The following is a 15,892-nucleotide window of genomic DNA, read 5'->3' on the forward strand; positions in this document are numbered from 1 at the left end:
GGCCCTGTCAGTCGAGGGCGACGTCGCCGGCCTGCTTGTCCTTGCGCAGGCCCGGAACACGCCGATTCCCGCCGATCTCCACGACCTCGATCCTGTCGCTGGGCGAGTTCTCGGGGCTGAACCGCTTGGAGTTCCCCGGAGCGACATCAAGGCGGTATCCCCAGGGGGCCTGTCCCGGCGTCTTCGACCGGTCATGCGCCAACTGGCGGGCTGCGGCGATCTGTTCAGGCCGCGAAAGCTGAGGGTCCGTCAGAACAATCTCGGCGTCGGCGGCCTTCTCCTCGTCAGTGAAGAACAACAAGTCCTCGTTGACGTCGGCCAGGTGGATGTGCGAACCGATCTGGATGTCGCGGTCACCGACGTTGACCACGTAGAGAGTGGCCTTGTCACCTTGGGAGTTGAGCTTGTGGGGGCCCGAATCCTTGACCCACACTCCTCCCACCTTGTACTGGGAAAAGTCGTAGGACTTGCTCGGATCCAGGGCAGAGGGCTTGGGCAGGGGCATCAACCCTCCGAACTTCTCGCCCGGGCCGGGCGGCGCGGGCACGGGCTGTTTGACCGGCACAGGCGGCGTGGTCAGCGACTGGAAGTAGGGCATGGGTTCGTCCTCAGCTGCTCGGGGCGGGGACCGGGGCGGGGATCGGCGCGCGGATCGGGTCGTAGAGGGTGACGAGCTTGCGGCCGTCGGGGAAGGTCGCCTCGATCTGGAGGATGTCGAGCATCTCGGGCACGCCCTCCATGACGTCGTCAGTCGTGAGGACGCGCTCTCCCTCGCCTTGGGTGTCGCCCTTCCGGTCGTCCAGGGGAATGCTGGGGTCGCTCATCATCTGGTCGACGGTGTAGCTGCCCGCCCGGGCTTCCTCGATGACCCAGCAACTGATGTAGGCCACGGCCTCGGGGTGGTTCAGCTTGATGCCGCGTTCCTTGCGGTAGCTGGCGAGCATCCCGGCCACGCTCAGCAGCAGCTTTTCCTGCTCTGAGGGAATCAGGTGCATCCGTGCTCCTCGGTGGTGGTGATGGCGCCCTGACCCCGGGCGGATCAGGGTCGGCGAAACTTCTGCAGGGCCGCGGTGTCGTGAGCCTGGCGGCGCGACCGGACCGTGCCCGCACACCTCCTGGCCGACGCCCCTCGACAGGCACCTTGCAGTGCCGTGGTGGGCAATGAGGTGATCTCGTCCAACAGGAGGGCGCGTGGTCGTATCGCCAGGACTTGGGTCGGGCGGGCCGCCGCAGCCGAGGCCGGAGGGGCCGAGGGCGCGGCGTGCACGTGGCCGGGTCGGAAGCCTGGGGCGATGTCGGTCAGGACAGGCCGCCGGGACAGGCCGCGCCGGCGGTCTTGCCGTCACACATCAGCGGATACAGCACACGCCGACGGGGTCCACGAAAGCCTGACCAACCAGCCCATATACCTTCTCCTCCACTGGTCCGCGAACTTGACGAGCCGCTCTCCACACGCAATGGCTCGCACACCAAAGCAAAGGCAGAACTGCACGTGAACTCGCCCGAACCGAGCTTCATTCACCCATGCGAGTGATCGGGATCAAGCCGCAACACCCCCCGATCAGCCAGGGGCACTTCTCCTCAGCCACACATCCCGCCACGCGCGGCCAGTGCCTTCGTCATGACGTGACCGGGTGCCCGGCCGTCATGACGCGACCGGGTGCTGCCCGCCCGCCGGCTCGAAGCCGGCCAGCATCTGTTCGAGGGCCGCCTGGTCGGGGCCCACGAACGGTGAGGCTCCGGCCGCCGAGCCCAGGGTGTCCATCATCGTCCCGGAGATGCCGCGGGCCGCCGGGAGATGTGTGGAGAGGATGAGCTCGGGTGCGCCGTCCCGCAGCGGCTGGAAGCTGTCCAGGAACTTCACCGGGTCCACGACCTGCACCCAGGGGCTGTCGACCGTCGCCCAGAGCAGCTGCGCGGCCCGCAGGTCCTCGACGGGGACCTGGCGGACGTCGTCGGCCTCCGCCAGTTCGGCGGTGGCCATCGGCCCGCCGAAGCAGTCGGAGCTGAAGCAGGTCCCCGACTTGTCGTCGAAGAAGCCGACCGTGGCCGGGTTGTCGAAGAGCGGCGGCCTGAACCCCGTGAGGGTGCGGTCGCCGACGTCCAGCGTCTGCCCGGGGTTGACCAGATGGATGCGGTCCATCGGCAGCGGACGCTCACAGGACATGATCCCCGCGCCCGCGAACGTGGTGACGACCTTCGCCTTGGGCGCCGCGTCGAGGAGAGCGAAGATCCCGCCCGTGTGATCCCGGTCCGGGTGGGTGAGCCAGATCCAGCGGACGTCGGCGGGATCGAGGACGGTGCCGAGCGTCTCCAGGAAGTTGCGGTCGGGCAGCCCGAGGCCGGTGTCGACGACCACGGGCTGGGAGGCGTGCAGCACAAAGGCGTTGACCGGGATGTGTCCTATCCCCGGCACTTCAAGACTGTCGCTCAGGGCGCTGATGTCGGGGCGAACCTTGTGGACGCGCATGACACATCTCCATGCCCCCTCAGGGATGGTGATCGCGTCGCGGCCTCTATGGGTCCATCGTCGTCCTTTTCCATGGCCGCCGCACCTGGGCGAAGCCCCCGTACGACCGGATTCCGCCCCGCGCGTGCCCGAAGTCCGACCGGCGGCCGCTGTGCAATGGAAGGCGAGGGGGGAGAACCGAACGGGCTTTTGAATCCTCCCCTCCCCGAAGGGAGGGGATTCCTGGCTCAGGCCGCCTCCTGGAGCAGCGCTCCAGGAGGTCTTCCGCCCTCAGCACCAGCCGGGTTGAGACCAGCCCGGACGAGCATCACGCGTGCGGAGTTCTTGTCCCGTGGGGACACGGCTCCGCACGCGGTGCAGGTGTAGGTGCGCTCACCCAGCGGCAGTGCGTGCTTGGCTCTCGCTCCGCACTGTGCGCAGTCCATCGTGGTGTACGCAGGATGTACCAGGCGAACGTCCCGCCCGTGTTTACGTCCCATCGCGATCAGAGTGGCCTTGGTGGCGCCGATGGCGGCGTCAGCGGCCTTGCGGGCCATGGTGGTCTTGGCAAGGAACTTGGGTTTGAAGTCCTCCACGGCGAGGGCGTCGTGGTCGCGGACCACCTTCTTGGCCCACTTGCGACCGGTGTCCTCCCTCTGCCTCGCGGCCTTTTGGTGTGCCTTGGCCCGCAGGTGCTTCGCCTCGCGGTAACCCTTCGAAGCATGGTGGCTCTTCCTCTGCTTGCGTCGGGCCATCATCCGGTCGTAACGGGTCAGCTTCTGCTGGGCCTTCTTGCCGTGCCCGGGATGCGGCAGATCGTGGCTCTCGGAGGTGGTGGTGGCAATCTCCCGCACGCCCCAGTCCACACCGATCACCGCGCCGGCTTCGGGCAACGGCTGAGCTTCAACGGCGACGACGAACGAGCCGTACCAGTGCCCGAGGCTGTCCTGGTACACGCGCACGCTGGTTGGCCGGGCGGGCAGGTCCCGCGACCACACCACCGTCACGACGATGCCCCCAGCCAGGTGCAACTGACCGCCACTCAGCCGGAACCCGCGCCGGGTGTAGTTGAGGGTTGGCCGTGCCTCACGCCTCTTCTTGTGGTTTGGCATTCCTGCCCGGAGTGCCATGGGCAGGCGCTCTTTGATGTCCTTGTGCGCCTTCGCGCGGGAGCGGCCGAAGTCACGGATGATCTGCTGCTGCGGAACCGACGAGCCCTCACGCAGCCACTGCGTACGGGCGCGGGCTTCGGTCAGCATTTTGTCGAGCTGCGCCGGGCCACACGTCTGCTTGTCCTGCGGATGGGCCTTGTTGTGTACGTACACGGCCTTGGACTTGGCAACACACTCGTTCCACACCCACCGGCACCGGTGCCACTCGGTCAGCAGAGCCGTGCGGGCGGTGGACGACAAGCGCAGCCTAAACGTGTACCGGGCCCGCCCCACACCGTCGCTCTCCACCGCTGCCGCCATGCCGATATCCCCCGCCCGCGTTCCGGTCCCCCACGCTCGTCATTACGCGACCATATGAGCGAGATCCGCACACCCGCACATCTCTCTCGTTTAGGTCACCCTCATTAGCGAACATGGGCACGCGCGTTCGTTCGGGCGCTGGGGTGAGGTGCGGCTCACCCTGGACGCGGAGCTCGCCGGCGAAGGCCTCAGTCAAAAACGGTTCCGCGTCGAGGACCTCGCCGTGCCCCTCATCGACGCCCACCGCATGGTCGGCCCTGTGCTCGGCCCGGTCCGCGAACGCTTGCTGGCCGCACCGGCGTTGGGCGCCGACAGGGTGCTGAGGGACAGGGGCAGGGGCCGCCGAACAGCGACGGCCCCTGCCTATCGCCCTCAACTCGCGCAGTACTGCTCCTCCTTGCCGATCGACCGATACATGCAGTCCGCGTTCTCCAGGAGTTGAAGCACCGCGTCCCGGTTGCGGTCCGTCTCCCGGTCGATCACCTCGTCGGGCGGGTAGAAGCCACCGCCGCCGGACGACGACGGGTACATCTCGAAGGTGTACGAGAAGATCTTCTGGTCGCCCCAGAGCCAGTCGTCAATGGTGCCGTCCGTGATGTAGAGATCACTGGACTGCTCGGGCGTGTAGCCGTTGCTGGCGGCCATCTTCTCGCCGACCGCCGCGTGCGCGTCGCGGTCGTCCTGGGTGAGCCCCTCCGCGGTGTCGTCGTAGGTGTAGCCGTAGGGCCACAGGACGAGTTCGCTGTACGTGTGGAAGTCGATCGCCGCGGTGATCTGCTGCTTGCCGCCGACGATCCGGCCGCGTACGAAGTCGGCGAGGACCTTCACCTCGGGGGCGGACTCGCCGGCCTTGCCGCGGTACGTCTCCGAGCCCGTCGAGCCCGAAGAGCCGCCGCAGCAGCCCCACTTGTAGTCCCAGTTGCGGTTCAGGTCGGTGCCGACGTTGGACGAACCGGAGTTGGGCTGCCGGTTCTTGCGCCAGCTGCGGTAGGAGCCGGACGCGATGTCGTACTCTCCGCCGTCCGGGTTCACGTCGGGGACGATCCAGATCTCGCGGTCGTCGACCATCTTCTTGATCCGCGCGTCCGTGCCGTAGTCGTCGCCGAGTTCCCGCACCAGATACAGCGCCATCTCCACCGTGAGGTGCTCGCGCGCGTGCTGGTGGTGGGTGAAGAGGACCTCGGGCTCGGCCTCGTCCGTGGCGGCGTTGTCACTGATCTTCACCGCGATGATGTCGCGGCCCTCGTGGGACTTGCCGATGACCTTCTTGGTCATGATGTCCGGGTGGGCGGCGACGCGCTGGTCGATCTCCGCGTTCATCTCGGCGTAGTTGTGGTACTTGGAGTCGGCCGGCGGGAAGTCCTTCGGCTTGGCCTCCTTGCCGTTCGTACGCTTCGGCGGCGCGGCGATTGCCTTCAACTCATAGCCCTGCACGCGCAGTTCGCGTACCTGCGCGGCGGTGGCCGACACCGTCACGACATGGCTGTCGAAGTCGTCGATGCTCACGCCCGTGCGGGCAATCTTGGTGCGCGTGACGGGCGTCGAGTGCGTGCTGATCTCGTACTGCTGTGTTTTCTCCTCCTCTGCCGCCGCCGTCCGCCGGGGGGCCGGATCGGCCGGTGCGGCGTTGGCGGTCAGGGGTGCCGCCACGGCCAGGGCGAGGACGGCCGCCAGGGCGGCTGACCTTCTTCCGCGTAGGTGCCTGCGTATGCGAAGTCGCATGAAGTCTCCTGAGAGGTGGGGGGTGGTTCACTGCGACGGTGCGAGGTGCGAGGTGCGGCCCCATGGTGGGGCAGTGGCATGTTCCGGTCAATGCAGTCTCTGGCCAATCCCTCCGACCCCTTGTGCACCAGGCGTCTTTACGCGAGCTTGATCTCATGGCGGATACCGCGGATACCACAGGTGGCGTAGCAACCAACCAGCCCCGCAAGTCCAGTTGGAAGTACATCGGACCCGGCATCGTCGTCGCCGCGACCGGCGTCGGCGCGGGCGACCTCGTCGCGACCCTCATCGCGGGCAGCAACTTCGGCTACACCCTGCTGTGGGCCGCCGTCATCGGCTGCGTCGTGAAGATCTCGCTCGCCGAGGCCGCGGGCCGCTGGCACCTCTCCACCGGCCGCACCCTCTTCGACGGCTGGGCCAGCCTCGGCCGCTGGACGACGTGGTTCTTCGTCGTCTACGTCGTGATCTGGGGGTACGTCTATGGGGCGGCCGCCATGTCGTCGTCCGGACTGCCGCTCCAGGCGCTGTTCCCCGACGTCATGGACCTCAAGTGGTGGGGGATCCTGACCGGCCTCGTCGGCCTGGTCTTCGTCTGGTTCAACAAGTACGCCGTCTTCGAGAAGGTCATGACGGTCCTCGTCGGCGTCATGTTCCTCGTCACCGTCTATCTCGCCATCCGCGTCACCCCGCACCTGGGCGACGCCTTCGCGGGACTGCTGCCCGTGCTGCCCGACGAGAAGGACTCGATCCTCAACACGCTCGGCCTGATCGGCGGCGTCGGTGGCACCATCACCCTTGCCGCGTACGGCTATTGGGTCAACGCCAAGGGCTGGACCGACTCCGGCTGGATGAAGGTGATGCGGCTCGACAACCGCGTCGCGTACATCACCACCGGCATCTTCGTCGTCGCCATGCTCTTCGTCGGCGCCGAGATCCTGCACTCCGCGAACGTCTCCATCGCCAGCGGCGACAAGGGCCTCGTACAGCTCTCCGACATCCTGGAGAAGGAGTACGGGTCCGCCACCGCCAAGCTCTTCCTGATCGGCTTCTTCGCCACGTCCTTCACCTCGCTGATCGGCGTGTGGCACGGCGTGAGCCTGATGTTCGCCGACTTCGTCGAGCGCTACCGCAAGCAGCGGGCCGGCGCCGACGACAAGGCGCTGACCGGCGAGGAGGTGGCATCCGGCGCCCGCGAGAAGTCGGTGCCGTTCCGCGCGTACCTGCTGTGGCTGACCTTCCCGCCGATGATCCTGCTCTTCCAGGGCCAGCCGTTCCGCCTCATCATCATCTACGGCGTCCTGGGCGCGGCCTTCATGCCGTTCCTCGCGCTCACCCTGGTCTGGCTGCTCAACTCCTCGCGCACGCCCAGGGAATGGCGCAACGGCTGGCTCAGCAACGGCATGCTGGCGATCGCGGGCCTGCTGTTCCTGGTCCTGTGCATCAAGCAGATCACGGACCAGGACTGGGGCAGCTTCTTCTGACGCCACAACGCCACAACGCCGCCGGGGGAGCGGCGGCGCTGCGGGTCTCAGTGGTGCTCGTGCGGGCTACGGCAGCCCGTGGACGTGCGGTCCGACCGCCTTCGACCAGGCGCTGCCGTCCGCCGCGTCCCAGTTCGTGGACCAGGTCATCGCACCCCGGATGTCCGGGTACGTCTTGGACGGCTTGAAGGAGCCACAGCTGGTGCCCTTCGCCAGGCAGCCCAGGGCCTGGTTCACCACCGACGGCGCGACATAGCCGCTGCCCGCCGCCTTCGACGAGGCGGGGACGCCTATGCCGACCTGCGACGGCGCGAGGCCGCCCTCCAGCTGGATGCAGGCGAGCGCGGTGAGGAAGTCCACCGAGCCCTGGCTGTAGACCTTGCCGTCACAGCCCAGCATCGAACCGCTGTTGTAGTACTGCATGTTGACGACCGTGAGGATGTCCTTCACGGCGAGCGCCGTCTTGAAGTACTCGTTGGACGTCGACTGCATGTCGATCGTCTGCGGCGCCATCGTCAGGACAAGCCCCGAACCGGCCTTACCCGCAAGGGACTTGAGTGCCTGCGTCATGTACGTCGAGTTGAGCCCGTTCTCCAGGTCGATGTCGACGCCGTCGAAGCCGTACTCCTGCATCAGCTTGTACGTCGAGTCGGCGAAGGCGGTCGCGGACGCGCCGTCGTTGACGGACACCGCGCCCTTCTCGCCGCCGACCGAGATGATCACGGACTTCCCGGCCGCCTGCTTGGCCTTGATGTCGGCCTTGAACTGCTCGACGGTGTAGCCGCCGAGCCCGGCCGAGTCGAGGTTGAAGGTGATCTCTCCGGGCGTGCCGGTCGCGTCGGCGAAGGAGACCGCGATGATGTCGTAGTCGCCCGGTACGTCGCTCAGCTTCTGGACCGTGGCGCCGTTGTTGAAGTTCTGCCAGTAACCGGTCACCGCGTGCTTCGGTACCGCGCGGGTGCCGGCGTCGGCGTTGTCGGCGCCGCCGGTCAGCAGGCCGGTGAGCGCGAGGGCCAGGGCCGTTGCCAATCCGATGACGGTACCTGCCTTCCTGCGTGTCCTGCCGCGTGCGTGGTCCACTTCTGCCTCCGGTGGGGGGAGTTGGGGGGTGCGTGAGTGGTGCGTGGGGGGAACCTGGGGGTCGGGGCTCGGGTTCGGAGCGCTCGCTTGGTCGTACAAGTTGGTCCAGACCAATTGAGTTGTCAAGACCTCTGGCGCCACCCGCACCCCGCAGGACCGGCCAACCTCTTCGTGAACAGTGGGAAGTTGGGTGTTGAGGCGGCCCTGACCTGGATATGGTGCTGAGGCGGAAGTGCATGGACACCGGCACGAAGTGCCCCGAAGTGCACAGAGAACGGTACGAAGTGGGCGCAGACTGGGGGTGTAGGCATGCCGACCGCCATAGCCGTCACCGGCCCCGACCTGGTGCTGCCGTCGCCCGACCGGCACACCCCGTCGGCGGCCGTCCTGCAGAGCGCCGTCCAGTCACCACGGACGTACTCCCTGGACCAGTCGCTCACCGAGATGCACACGCTCATCGAGCACCACGGCTATGTGATCGTCCTCTGCCCCGCCTCCGCACCGCCCGCCGTGGTGCACCGGCTGCACGCGATCCGCTCCGTACTGGAGAGCGACCGCATCGCCATCCTCCGCCCCGACCTGCCGCCCCTGGGCATGGCCGTCCTGGCGCTCCAGCTGCGCCAGCTCTCCATCTGCGACTTCAGCCCCGGCGTCCTCGCCTCCGCGGCCCGCCTGCTCTCCCACTACATCTACGCGGGCGCGCTGCTCGGCTCCGTCGCCAAGCTGGACCGCGTCCCCGTCACGCTCCAGTCCCACGCCAAGTCCTGGGTCCCCGGCGCCCAGTTCGCCGTCCTTGCCACCCCCCGCCCCGAGCTGGTGAAGCTCACGGGCGAGGCAAGCCTCTCCGGCCCCGGATTCGGTACGAAGATGCTGTACGCCACCGGCCAACTGGCCCCCGACTGGGTCACCGGAACCCTCGCGCCGGCCTGGCGCACCCAGGGCGTCACCGAGGCCCGGCTGCCCGCGGAGTCCGCACGCTGGTGGGCGACGCCCAAGCTCGTCGAGTTCGCGGCGGCCATCCCCGACATCTCCGTGCTCTACCAACTGGTCACGTCCGTCCGCCGGGACGACTGCCACTGGTGCGGCCTCGAACTCATCGGCGACCGCTGCGGCTTCTGCGCCGCACCGCTGCCGCCGCCCCCCGAACGCTCCTCACCGTCACCCGCCGTACGCGCACTCCCGAGGGGCGCGACCTAGGGTGCGCTCCCTCTCGCGTACGCCACCGAACGACCGCGCGCCACACCGCTCACTGTCCGTAGCCATCCGCACTCGATCGAGGTATTCCGGTCCATGAACTCACGCCAGCGCCGCGGCGTCATCCTGCTGGTCCTCTCGGTCCTGGCCGCGTTCGGCGCGTTCGCGGGCGTCCTCTCGGTGATCCGTGACGTGAACTCGAAGGTGGGGCCGGAGGTCGCGGCGTACAAGCTCAAGGGGGACGTCGCCCCCTACAAGGAACTGAGCGCCGACCAGTTCGAGAAGGTCGAGATGCCGGAGCGGTGGCTGTCCGACAACGCGGTCACCGACCTCCGCCAGATCCGCGGCAAGATCGCGGTGACGGAGCTGCGCAAGGGCTCGCTCCTCCAGTCGGACATGATCGTGAAGCGGCCCGAACTCTCCCCGGGGCAGCAGGAGATCGCCATCCTGATCGACGCGGCCACGGGCGTCGCCGGGAAGATCACTCCGGGGTCGACGGTGAACATCTACGCCACGTTCAAGGGCGAGACCGATACGGCGAAGGACCAGTCGAAGGTCATCGTCGAGTCGGCGAAGGTGATCGACGTGGGCAAGCTGACGGCCCTTGACCCCGACCGGGACGACGACCGGAGCAGCCGCCGCACGGAGAGCGAGGCGGTGCCGATCACGTTTGCCCTCGACACGGCCGATGCGCAACGGGTCGCGTACGCGGAGTCGTTCGCCACGCATGTGCGGCTGGCCCTGGTGGGCAAGGGCGGGGACGCGGCGATCCCGCGGGGTGACCGGACGTACACACTCGACGAGGACAAGTAGGAGGCCCCGCGGATGAGGTCCACGTCGCCAGAACCGCCGCTCCGCGGCGGATGTCTCCCACCCACCCACCCGATTACCCTGCAGCTCCCTGCTGTGGGCAGGCGTTCCGCACGGCGAGTGGGGTCTCCCCTGCTCGAGCGAAGCCGAGAGCTTGGGGATGGGTGGGCACAGCCGTCGCTGCCGGGTGCGAATGAGCGTGGCGCCCAGCGCGCCGCAGGCGGGAGCGGTACGTGACGACCAGGATTCTCCCCGCGGTGGGCGACATCGATGCCGCCCGAGCCCTCAGCACCCTCATCGGGCAGCTCCCCGACGCCGAACCCGCCCTCCCCGTAGCCGATTCCACCGCCCTGCTCGACCACCTCGCCCGCCTCGCCGCGGAGTCGCTCGACGAGCTCCCCGAGGTCGTCCTCATCCACGAGCGCATCGGCCCCGTCCCCGCCCTCGACCTCATCCGGGACCTGGTGCTCCGCTTCCCGGCGGTCGGCGTCGTCCTCATCACCGCCGACACCAGCCCCGGCCTCCTCACCGCCGCCATGGACTCCGGCGCCCGGGGCATCATCGGCTTCCCCCTCGCGTACGACGCCCTGGCCGAACGCGTGCACGCCGCGGCCGCCTGGTCGGCCGGCATGCGCCGCCACCTCGGCAGCACCGGCATGGAGCTCTACACCGGGGGACCGGGGGAGACCCCCGGCGGCGGACAGGTCGTCGCCGTCAGCGGTGCGAAGGGCGGCGTGGGCACCACCCTCGCCACCGTCCAACTCGCTCTCGCCGCAAGGGCATCCGGCCGCACCGTCGCCCTCCTCGACCTGGACCTCCAGTCCGGAGACGTCGCCTCCTACCTGGACGTACAGTTCCGCCGCTCCATCGCCGACCTCGCTGCGATCACCGACATCAACCCCCGCGTCCTCCAGGACGCCGTCTACACCCACGAGACCGGCATCGGCCTCCTCCTGGCCCCCGCCGACGGCGAACGCGGCGAAGAGATCACCGACCGGGTGGCCCGCCAGACGATCGGCGCCCTCCGCACCCGCTACGACGTCGTCCTGGTCGACTGCGGCACATACGTCACCTCGGCGACGGCGGCAGCCATCGAACTGGCCGACCAGGCCCTCCTCTTGGTGACCCCCGACGTCGTCGCGGTCCGCGCCGCCAAGCGCATGGTCCGCCTGTGGGACCGCCTCCAGATCCGCAAGGCCGAGGAGACCCTCACCGTCGTCAACCGCCACGGCAAGGGCACGGAGATCCAGCCGTCCCTGGTCGAGCGGGTGACCGGCACACGCGTCGCCCGCACCACCGTCCCCGCGGCGTTCAAGGAACTGCAGGGCGCGGTGGACGCGGGCCGCATGCAGGACCTGGACAGCAAGTCCACCGTCAAGCAGTCCCTCTGGGCCCTGGCGGGCGAACTGGGCCTGGTCGACGTGGAGTCGGCGACGGGCGCCGGGAAGCGGGGCGCACTGGCCCTGCGGAAAAGGGGCGGCGACCGGGGCGCGGTGACCCTCGAATTCGCCGGCATGTTCCCCCTGCTCCTGGCCGTCATGGCCATCCTCTGGCAGTGCGCCCTGTACGGCTACACGTTCTCCCTCGCGGGCAACGCCGCCGACGAGGCGGCCCGCGCCGCGACGGCCGCGTACGCAGCGGGCGAGGGCGCGGAGGCAGCATGCACAGCCGCGGCCCGCGAGCACCTCCCTTCCGCCTGGCAGGGCGCGGCGGTGTCCTGCACGGACGAGGGCACGGTCTGGAAGGCCCACGTCGACGCGCAGGTCCCCCTGTTCTTCCCGGGAATGGACACGGGCTGGGAGGTCAACGGGGAGGCGGGGGCGGCGAAGGAGGGGGATGACGGGTGAGTACGCACCCGGCGGCTGCACGCACCGCCGATCACCGGCTCCGCCGAGTTCGTCCTCAAACGCCGGACGGGCTGAATCCAAAGAACCCCCGCTTCGACGACCGCGGCGTATCCATGCTCGAGTTCGCCGGTTTCCTCCCCATCCTCCTCCTCATCGGCCTCGCGGCCATCCAGCTCGGCCTGGTCGGCTACGCCGCCAACCAGGCAGGCTCAGGAGCCCGCGCGGCAGCGAGAGTCGCCTCCCAGGGCGAGGGAGGGGAAGCCGCGGGCCAGGCCGCCATGGACGGCAGCCTCGACTCCACCGTCGCCATCGGCGGCGGCGCGGACACGACCACGGCCACCGTCACCGTCCAAGTCCCCACGCTCCTCCCCTTCGTGGACACGAACTGGAGCGTGACAAAGGAAGCCACCATGCCCAACGACGACGCAGCAGACGGGAGCTGAGCCAAGAGAATGAGCCTCCGCGACCGCGTGGCGACCCCGCAGACCGACGCAGGACCCACCCGCGACGACAGCCTCGTGGCCGTCTACCGCTCCAAGCTCCTCGAAGAGATCGACCTCGCCGAGATGTCGTCCCTCACGGCCGCGGACCGCCGCGTCCGCCTGGAACGCGTCCTTGGCCACATCATCAGCCGCGAGGGCCCGGTCCAGTCGACCTCCGAGCGCGCCCAGCTGATCCGCCGCGTGGTCGACGAGGCGCTGGGCCTCGGCGTACTGGAACCACTCCTCGCGGATGCCTCGATCACAGAGATCATGGTCAACGGCCCGGACTCGATCTTCGTGGAACGAGCAGGAAGGGTGGAACAACTCCCCCTCCGTTTCGCATCGAACGACCAACTGATGCAGACGATCGAACGCATCGTCTCCACGGTCAACCGCCGTGTGGACGAGTCGAACCCGATGGTCGACGCGCGCCTGCCCACGGGCGAGCGCGTCAACGTGATCATCCCGCCCCTCGCCCTGACCGGCGCGACACTCACCATCCGCCGCTTCCCCCGCGCGTACACCCTGCACGAGCTCATCGACCTGGGCTCGCTCGACGAGCACATGCTGCTCCTGCTTTCGGCCTTCGTACGAGCCCGCTTCAACATCATCGTGTCCGGAGGCACAGGCTCCGGAAAGACGACCCTCCTCAACGCGCTCTCCGGCCTCCTCCCGGCCCACGAACGCATCATCACCATCGAGGACTCGGCCGAACTGCAGCTCCAGCAGGACCACGTGATCCGCCTCGAATCCCGCCCCCCGAACGTCGAGGGCAAGGGCCAGATCACCATCCGCGACCTGGTCCGGAACAGCCTCCGCATGCGCCCCGACCGCATCATCGTCGGCGAGGTACGAGGCGGCGAGACGCTCGACATGCTGCAAGCCATGTCGACGGGCCACGACGGCTCACTGGCGACGGTCCACGCGAACACGGCGGAGGATGCCCTCATGCGCCTCCAGACCCTGGGCTCCATGTCCGAGGTCCAGATCCCCTTCGAGGCACTGAAGGACCAGATCAACTCGGCGGTGGACGTGGTCGTCCAACTGGCCCGGCACGCGGACGGCTCCCGCAAGATCGCCGAGATCGTCCTCCTCGTCTCGCACGGCCGCGAACAGTTCCGCATCGCCCCGGTGACCCGCTTCATCCCCCGCCAGGCCGCCGCTTCCACGGACCGCCGCGTCCACGGCTACTTCGAGCACCTGCCGCTGCCCCGCTCGGTCGCCGACCGGCTGTATCTGGCGGGGGAGCCGGTCCCGCAGGGCTTCGGGGTCGCGCAGGCCATCGACGTACTGAACACACGAGAGGCGATCGGATGAGTACGAGGGCGAGTGCGCGAGCGCACGAGCAGGCGCCCCCCGGGCAGCTCCCTGGGCGAGAGGTCACGGCCTGATGGAGAACAAAGCCGCCCTGCTGGCCCTCGGCGCCACCATCCTGACCGGCACGCTCGCGGTCGCGGGCGTCCACGCGTACGCGACGGGCCGCGCCCAGCGCCAAGCCCTGGTGGACCGCCTGTCGATCGGCCCCGGCGAGGGCGACGGCGGTCCCACGGGCCGCGGCCGCCGCTTCTCGGCGGTGGACCGCCGCCTGCGCCGCACGCGCCTGGGCCGCACCATCCACCTGCGCCTCTCGGCAACGGGACTGAATCTCACGGCAGGCGAGTTCTTCGTCTACGTGGTCGCAGTCGTCGCCGCGCTGTGGCTGATAGCGGCGGCGTCACTGGCCCCGTTCTTCGGCCCGATCGCGGGAGTGGTGGCGGTCTGGAGCGCGGTGGTGTTCCTCAACTGGCAACGCCAGAAACGCATCGAGGCCTTCATCAACCAACTCCCGGACGTGGCCCGCATCCTGGCCAACGCGACGGCGGCGGGCCTGGCACTGCGTACGTCCTTGGCGATGGCGGCGGAAGAACTGGAAGCCCCGGCGGGCGAAGAACTCTCCATGGTGGCCGACCAGCTGACGCTGGGCCGCTCGATCGACGACACCCTGGGCGAACTGGCGGAACGCCTCCCGTCCCGCGAACTGATAGTGCTCGTAACGACGTTGGTCCTGTCCAACAAGGCGGGCGGCTCGGTCGTGAACTCCCTCCGCAATCTCACGCAGACCCTGGAGGACAGGAAGGAGACGAGACGCGAGGTCCGCACGATGCTCTCGGAGGTCAACGCGACGGCGTTCACGGTCCCGCTCCTGGGCCTGGGCTCGCTGCTCCTGATCAACTCGTCCAACGAGGGCGCCCTGGAACGAGTGACAGGCTCCCCGGTGGGCCAGATGCTGATCCTGATCGCGCTGGGCCTGTACGCGGTGGGCTTCTTCGTGATCCGCCGCCTGGGCAAGATCGAAGTGTAGGGGGAGGGTTACGTTGACTTCTGGTGTCTTCGGTCTGGCGGTGGCGGCGGTGATGGGCCTGGCGGTGGCGGGCATCTGCCAAGGCATCCGCATGTACCGCGCGGAGGCGAAACTCCCCTCGGACCTGGCGATCGCCCTGGAGGTCGGCGCCACCCGCGTCTCGGCGGCGGGCTCGGCGGTGGACCGCCTGGGCATCCGCTTCGCGCCGCTGGTCCTGCGCCTGATGGGCCCGAAGCGGGTGGACGCCAAGCGCCGCAAGATCGACATGGCGGGAAACCCGGGCGGCCTGACGATCGACCGCTATGCGGCGCGACGGGCGGTGTACGGCATCTTCGGCCTGGTGATGGGCCTGATCTTCTTCACGAACGGCTCGTCGCTGTTCGGCGCCCTGACCTTCGCCTTCGGGATCGGGGCGGCGGACGCCCTGATCTGGCAGGCGATCCGCGAACGCCGCGAGGTGATCGACCGCACTCTCCCCGACTTCCTGGACGTCCTGGCGGTGGTCGTCTCGGCGGGCCTGGGCTTCCGCCAGGCGCTGGACCGCGTCGCGGAGAAGTACGAGGGGCCGTGGGCGGACGAACTACGCATCACGCTCCGCCAGATGGACATGGGAGTGAGCCGCCGCCAGGCCTTCGACGAGCTGCGCCGACGCAACGCATCGGAACAGGTCTCACAATTCGTCTCGGCGCTCCAGCAGGGCGAGGAGCTGGGCTCCCCCATCGCGGACACACTCATCCAACTCGCCACGGACATGCGCCGCACCGACGCCCAGAACTCCCGCCGCAGGGCGGCGAAGACGATCCCCAAGGCAACGATGGTGACCCTCGTCTTCATGCTCCCGGCGACGATGATCCTGATCGCGGCGGGCATGTTCCTCGGCTCAGGTTCGGACTTCGGCTCGATCCTGGGAAAGTGAGGGATTGCTGTGAGCGGTGCGGGGCGCCTGCCGGCGGGCGCAGCTATCAAGCCACTGGGCGAAACCTCTTCGCGGCTGCAACGAGATGTGGGACAGTC

Annotated in this window: 14 protein-coding genes; 8 read left to right on the plus strand and 6 right to left on the minus strand. The window is 68.6% G+C overall.

Annotation, left to right across the window (positions count from 1 at the left end; all coding sequences use genetic code 11):
- Positions 1-7: 7 nt before the first annotated feature.
- The 5 genes from OG453_RS23290 to OG453_RS23310 form a co-directional block, all read right to left on the minus strand.
- Positions 8-598 carry an urease subunit beta gene (locus OG453_RS23290; RefSeq protein ID WP_266870381.1) on the minus strand — a complete coding sequence of 197 codons (591 nt, stop codon included), beginning with the start codon at positions 596-598 and terminating at the stop codon, positions 8-10.
- A 10-nt stretch (positions 599-608) separates the two neighbouring features.
- Positions 609-995, minus strand: coding sequence for an urease subunit gamma (gene ureA / locus OG453_RS23295; protein WP_266870382.1), 387 nt, complete (start codon positions 993-995; stop codon positions 609-611).
- A 650-nt stretch (positions 996-1,645) separates the two neighbouring features.
- Positions 1,646-2,470, minus strand: coding sequence for an MBL fold metallo-hydrolase (locus OG453_RS23300; protein ID WP_266870383.1), 825 nt, complete (start codon positions 2,468-2,470; stop codon positions 1,646-1,648).
- Positions 2,471-2,697: 227 nt separating this feature from the next.
- Positions 2,698-3,921, minus strand: a complete 1,224-nt coding sequence (locus tag OG453_RS23305; RefSeq protein ID WP_266870384.1) for a transposase — start codon at positions 3,919-3,921, stop codon at positions 2,698-2,700.
- Between the two features lie 372 nt (positions 3,922-4,293).
- Positions 4,294-5,643 carry a M14 family metallopeptidase gene (locus OG453_RS23310; protein ID WP_266870385.1) on the minus strand — a complete coding sequence of 450 codons (1,350 nt, stop codon included), beginning with the start codon at positions 5,641-5,643 and terminating at the stop codon, positions 4,294-4,296.
- Between the two features lie 155 nt (positions 5,644-5,798).
- On the opposite strand from OG453_RS23310, the gene OG453_RS23315 reads away from it, so the two are divergent.
- A complete protein-coding gene (locus OG453_RS23315; RefSeq protein ID WP_266870386.1) occupies positions 5,799-7,124 on the plus strand; it encodes an Nramp family divalent metal transporter in 1,326 nt (441 codons plus the stop codon).
- Between the two features lie 66 nt (positions 7,125-7,190).
- On the opposite strand, the gene OG453_RS23320 is transcribed toward OG453_RS23315, so the two are convergent.
- Positions 7,191-8,204, minus strand: a complete 1,014-nt coding sequence (locus OG453_RS23320) for a chitinase (RefSeq protein WP_323178661.1) — start codon at positions 8,202-8,204, stop codon at positions 7,191-7,193.
- A gap of 309 nt (positions 8,205-8,513) precedes the next feature.
- Here OG453_RS23320 and OG453_RS23325 point away from each other — a divergent pair, with 309 nt between their 5' ends.
- The 7 genes from OG453_RS23325 (at position 8,514) to OG453_RS23355 (ending at position 15,794) form a co-directional block, all read left to right on the plus strand.
- Entirely contained in the window at positions 8,514-9,401 is an 888-nt protein-coding gene (locus tag OG453_RS23325; protein ID WP_266870388.1) for a hypothetical protein, read from the plus strand.
- Positions 9,402-9,494: 93 nt separating this feature from the next.
- On the plus strand, positions 9,495-10,211 hold the full coding sequence (cpaB, locus tag OG453_RS23330) for a Flp pilus assembly protein CpaB (RefSeq protein WP_266870389.1): 717 nt from the start codon (positions 9,495-9,497) through the stop codon (positions 10,209-10,211).
- A 230-nt stretch (positions 10,212-10,441) separates the two neighbouring features.
- Positions 10,442-12,055 carry an AAA family ATPase gene (locus OG453_RS23335; protein WP_266870390.1) on the plus strand — a complete coding sequence of 538 codons (1,614 nt, stop codon included), beginning with the start codon at positions 10,442-10,444 and terminating at the stop codon, positions 12,053-12,055.
- A 113-nt stretch (positions 12,056-12,168) separates the two neighbouring features.
- The gene (locus tag OG453_RS23340) at positions 12,169-12,498 is read left to right on the plus strand and encodes a TadE/TadG family type IV pilus assembly protein (RefSeq protein WP_266870391.1); all 330 of its coding nucleotides are present in this window, start codon (positions 12,169-12,171) and stop codon (positions 12,496-12,498) included.
- A gap of 9 nt (positions 12,499-12,507) precedes the next feature.
- The gene (locus tag OG453_RS23345) at positions 12,508-13,854 is read left to right on the plus strand and encodes a CpaF family protein (RefSeq protein WP_266870392.1); all 1,347 of its coding nucleotides are present in this window, start codon (positions 12,508-12,510) and stop codon (positions 13,852-13,854) included.
- A gap of 73 nt (positions 13,855-13,927) precedes the next feature.
- Positions 13,928-14,878 carry a type II secretion system F family protein gene (locus tag OG453_RS23350; protein WP_266870393.1) on the plus strand — a complete coding sequence of 317 codons (951 nt, stop codon included), beginning with the start codon at positions 13,928-13,930 and terminating at the stop codon, positions 14,876-14,878.
- A gap of 13 nt (positions 14,879-14,891) precedes the next feature.
- Positions 14,892-15,794, plus strand: a complete 903-nt coding sequence (locus OG453_RS23355) for a DUF5936 domain-containing protein (RefSeq protein WP_266870394.1) — start codon at positions 14,892-14,894, stop codon at positions 15,792-15,794.
- The last annotated feature ends 98 nt before the right edge of the window (positions 15,795-15,892 follow it).

It is taken from the genome of Streptomyces sp. NBC_01381, assembly GCF_026340305.1.
In the GTDB taxonomy this organism is placed as follows: Bacteria; Actinomycetota; Actinomycetes; order Streptomycetales; family Streptomycetaceae; genus Streptomyces.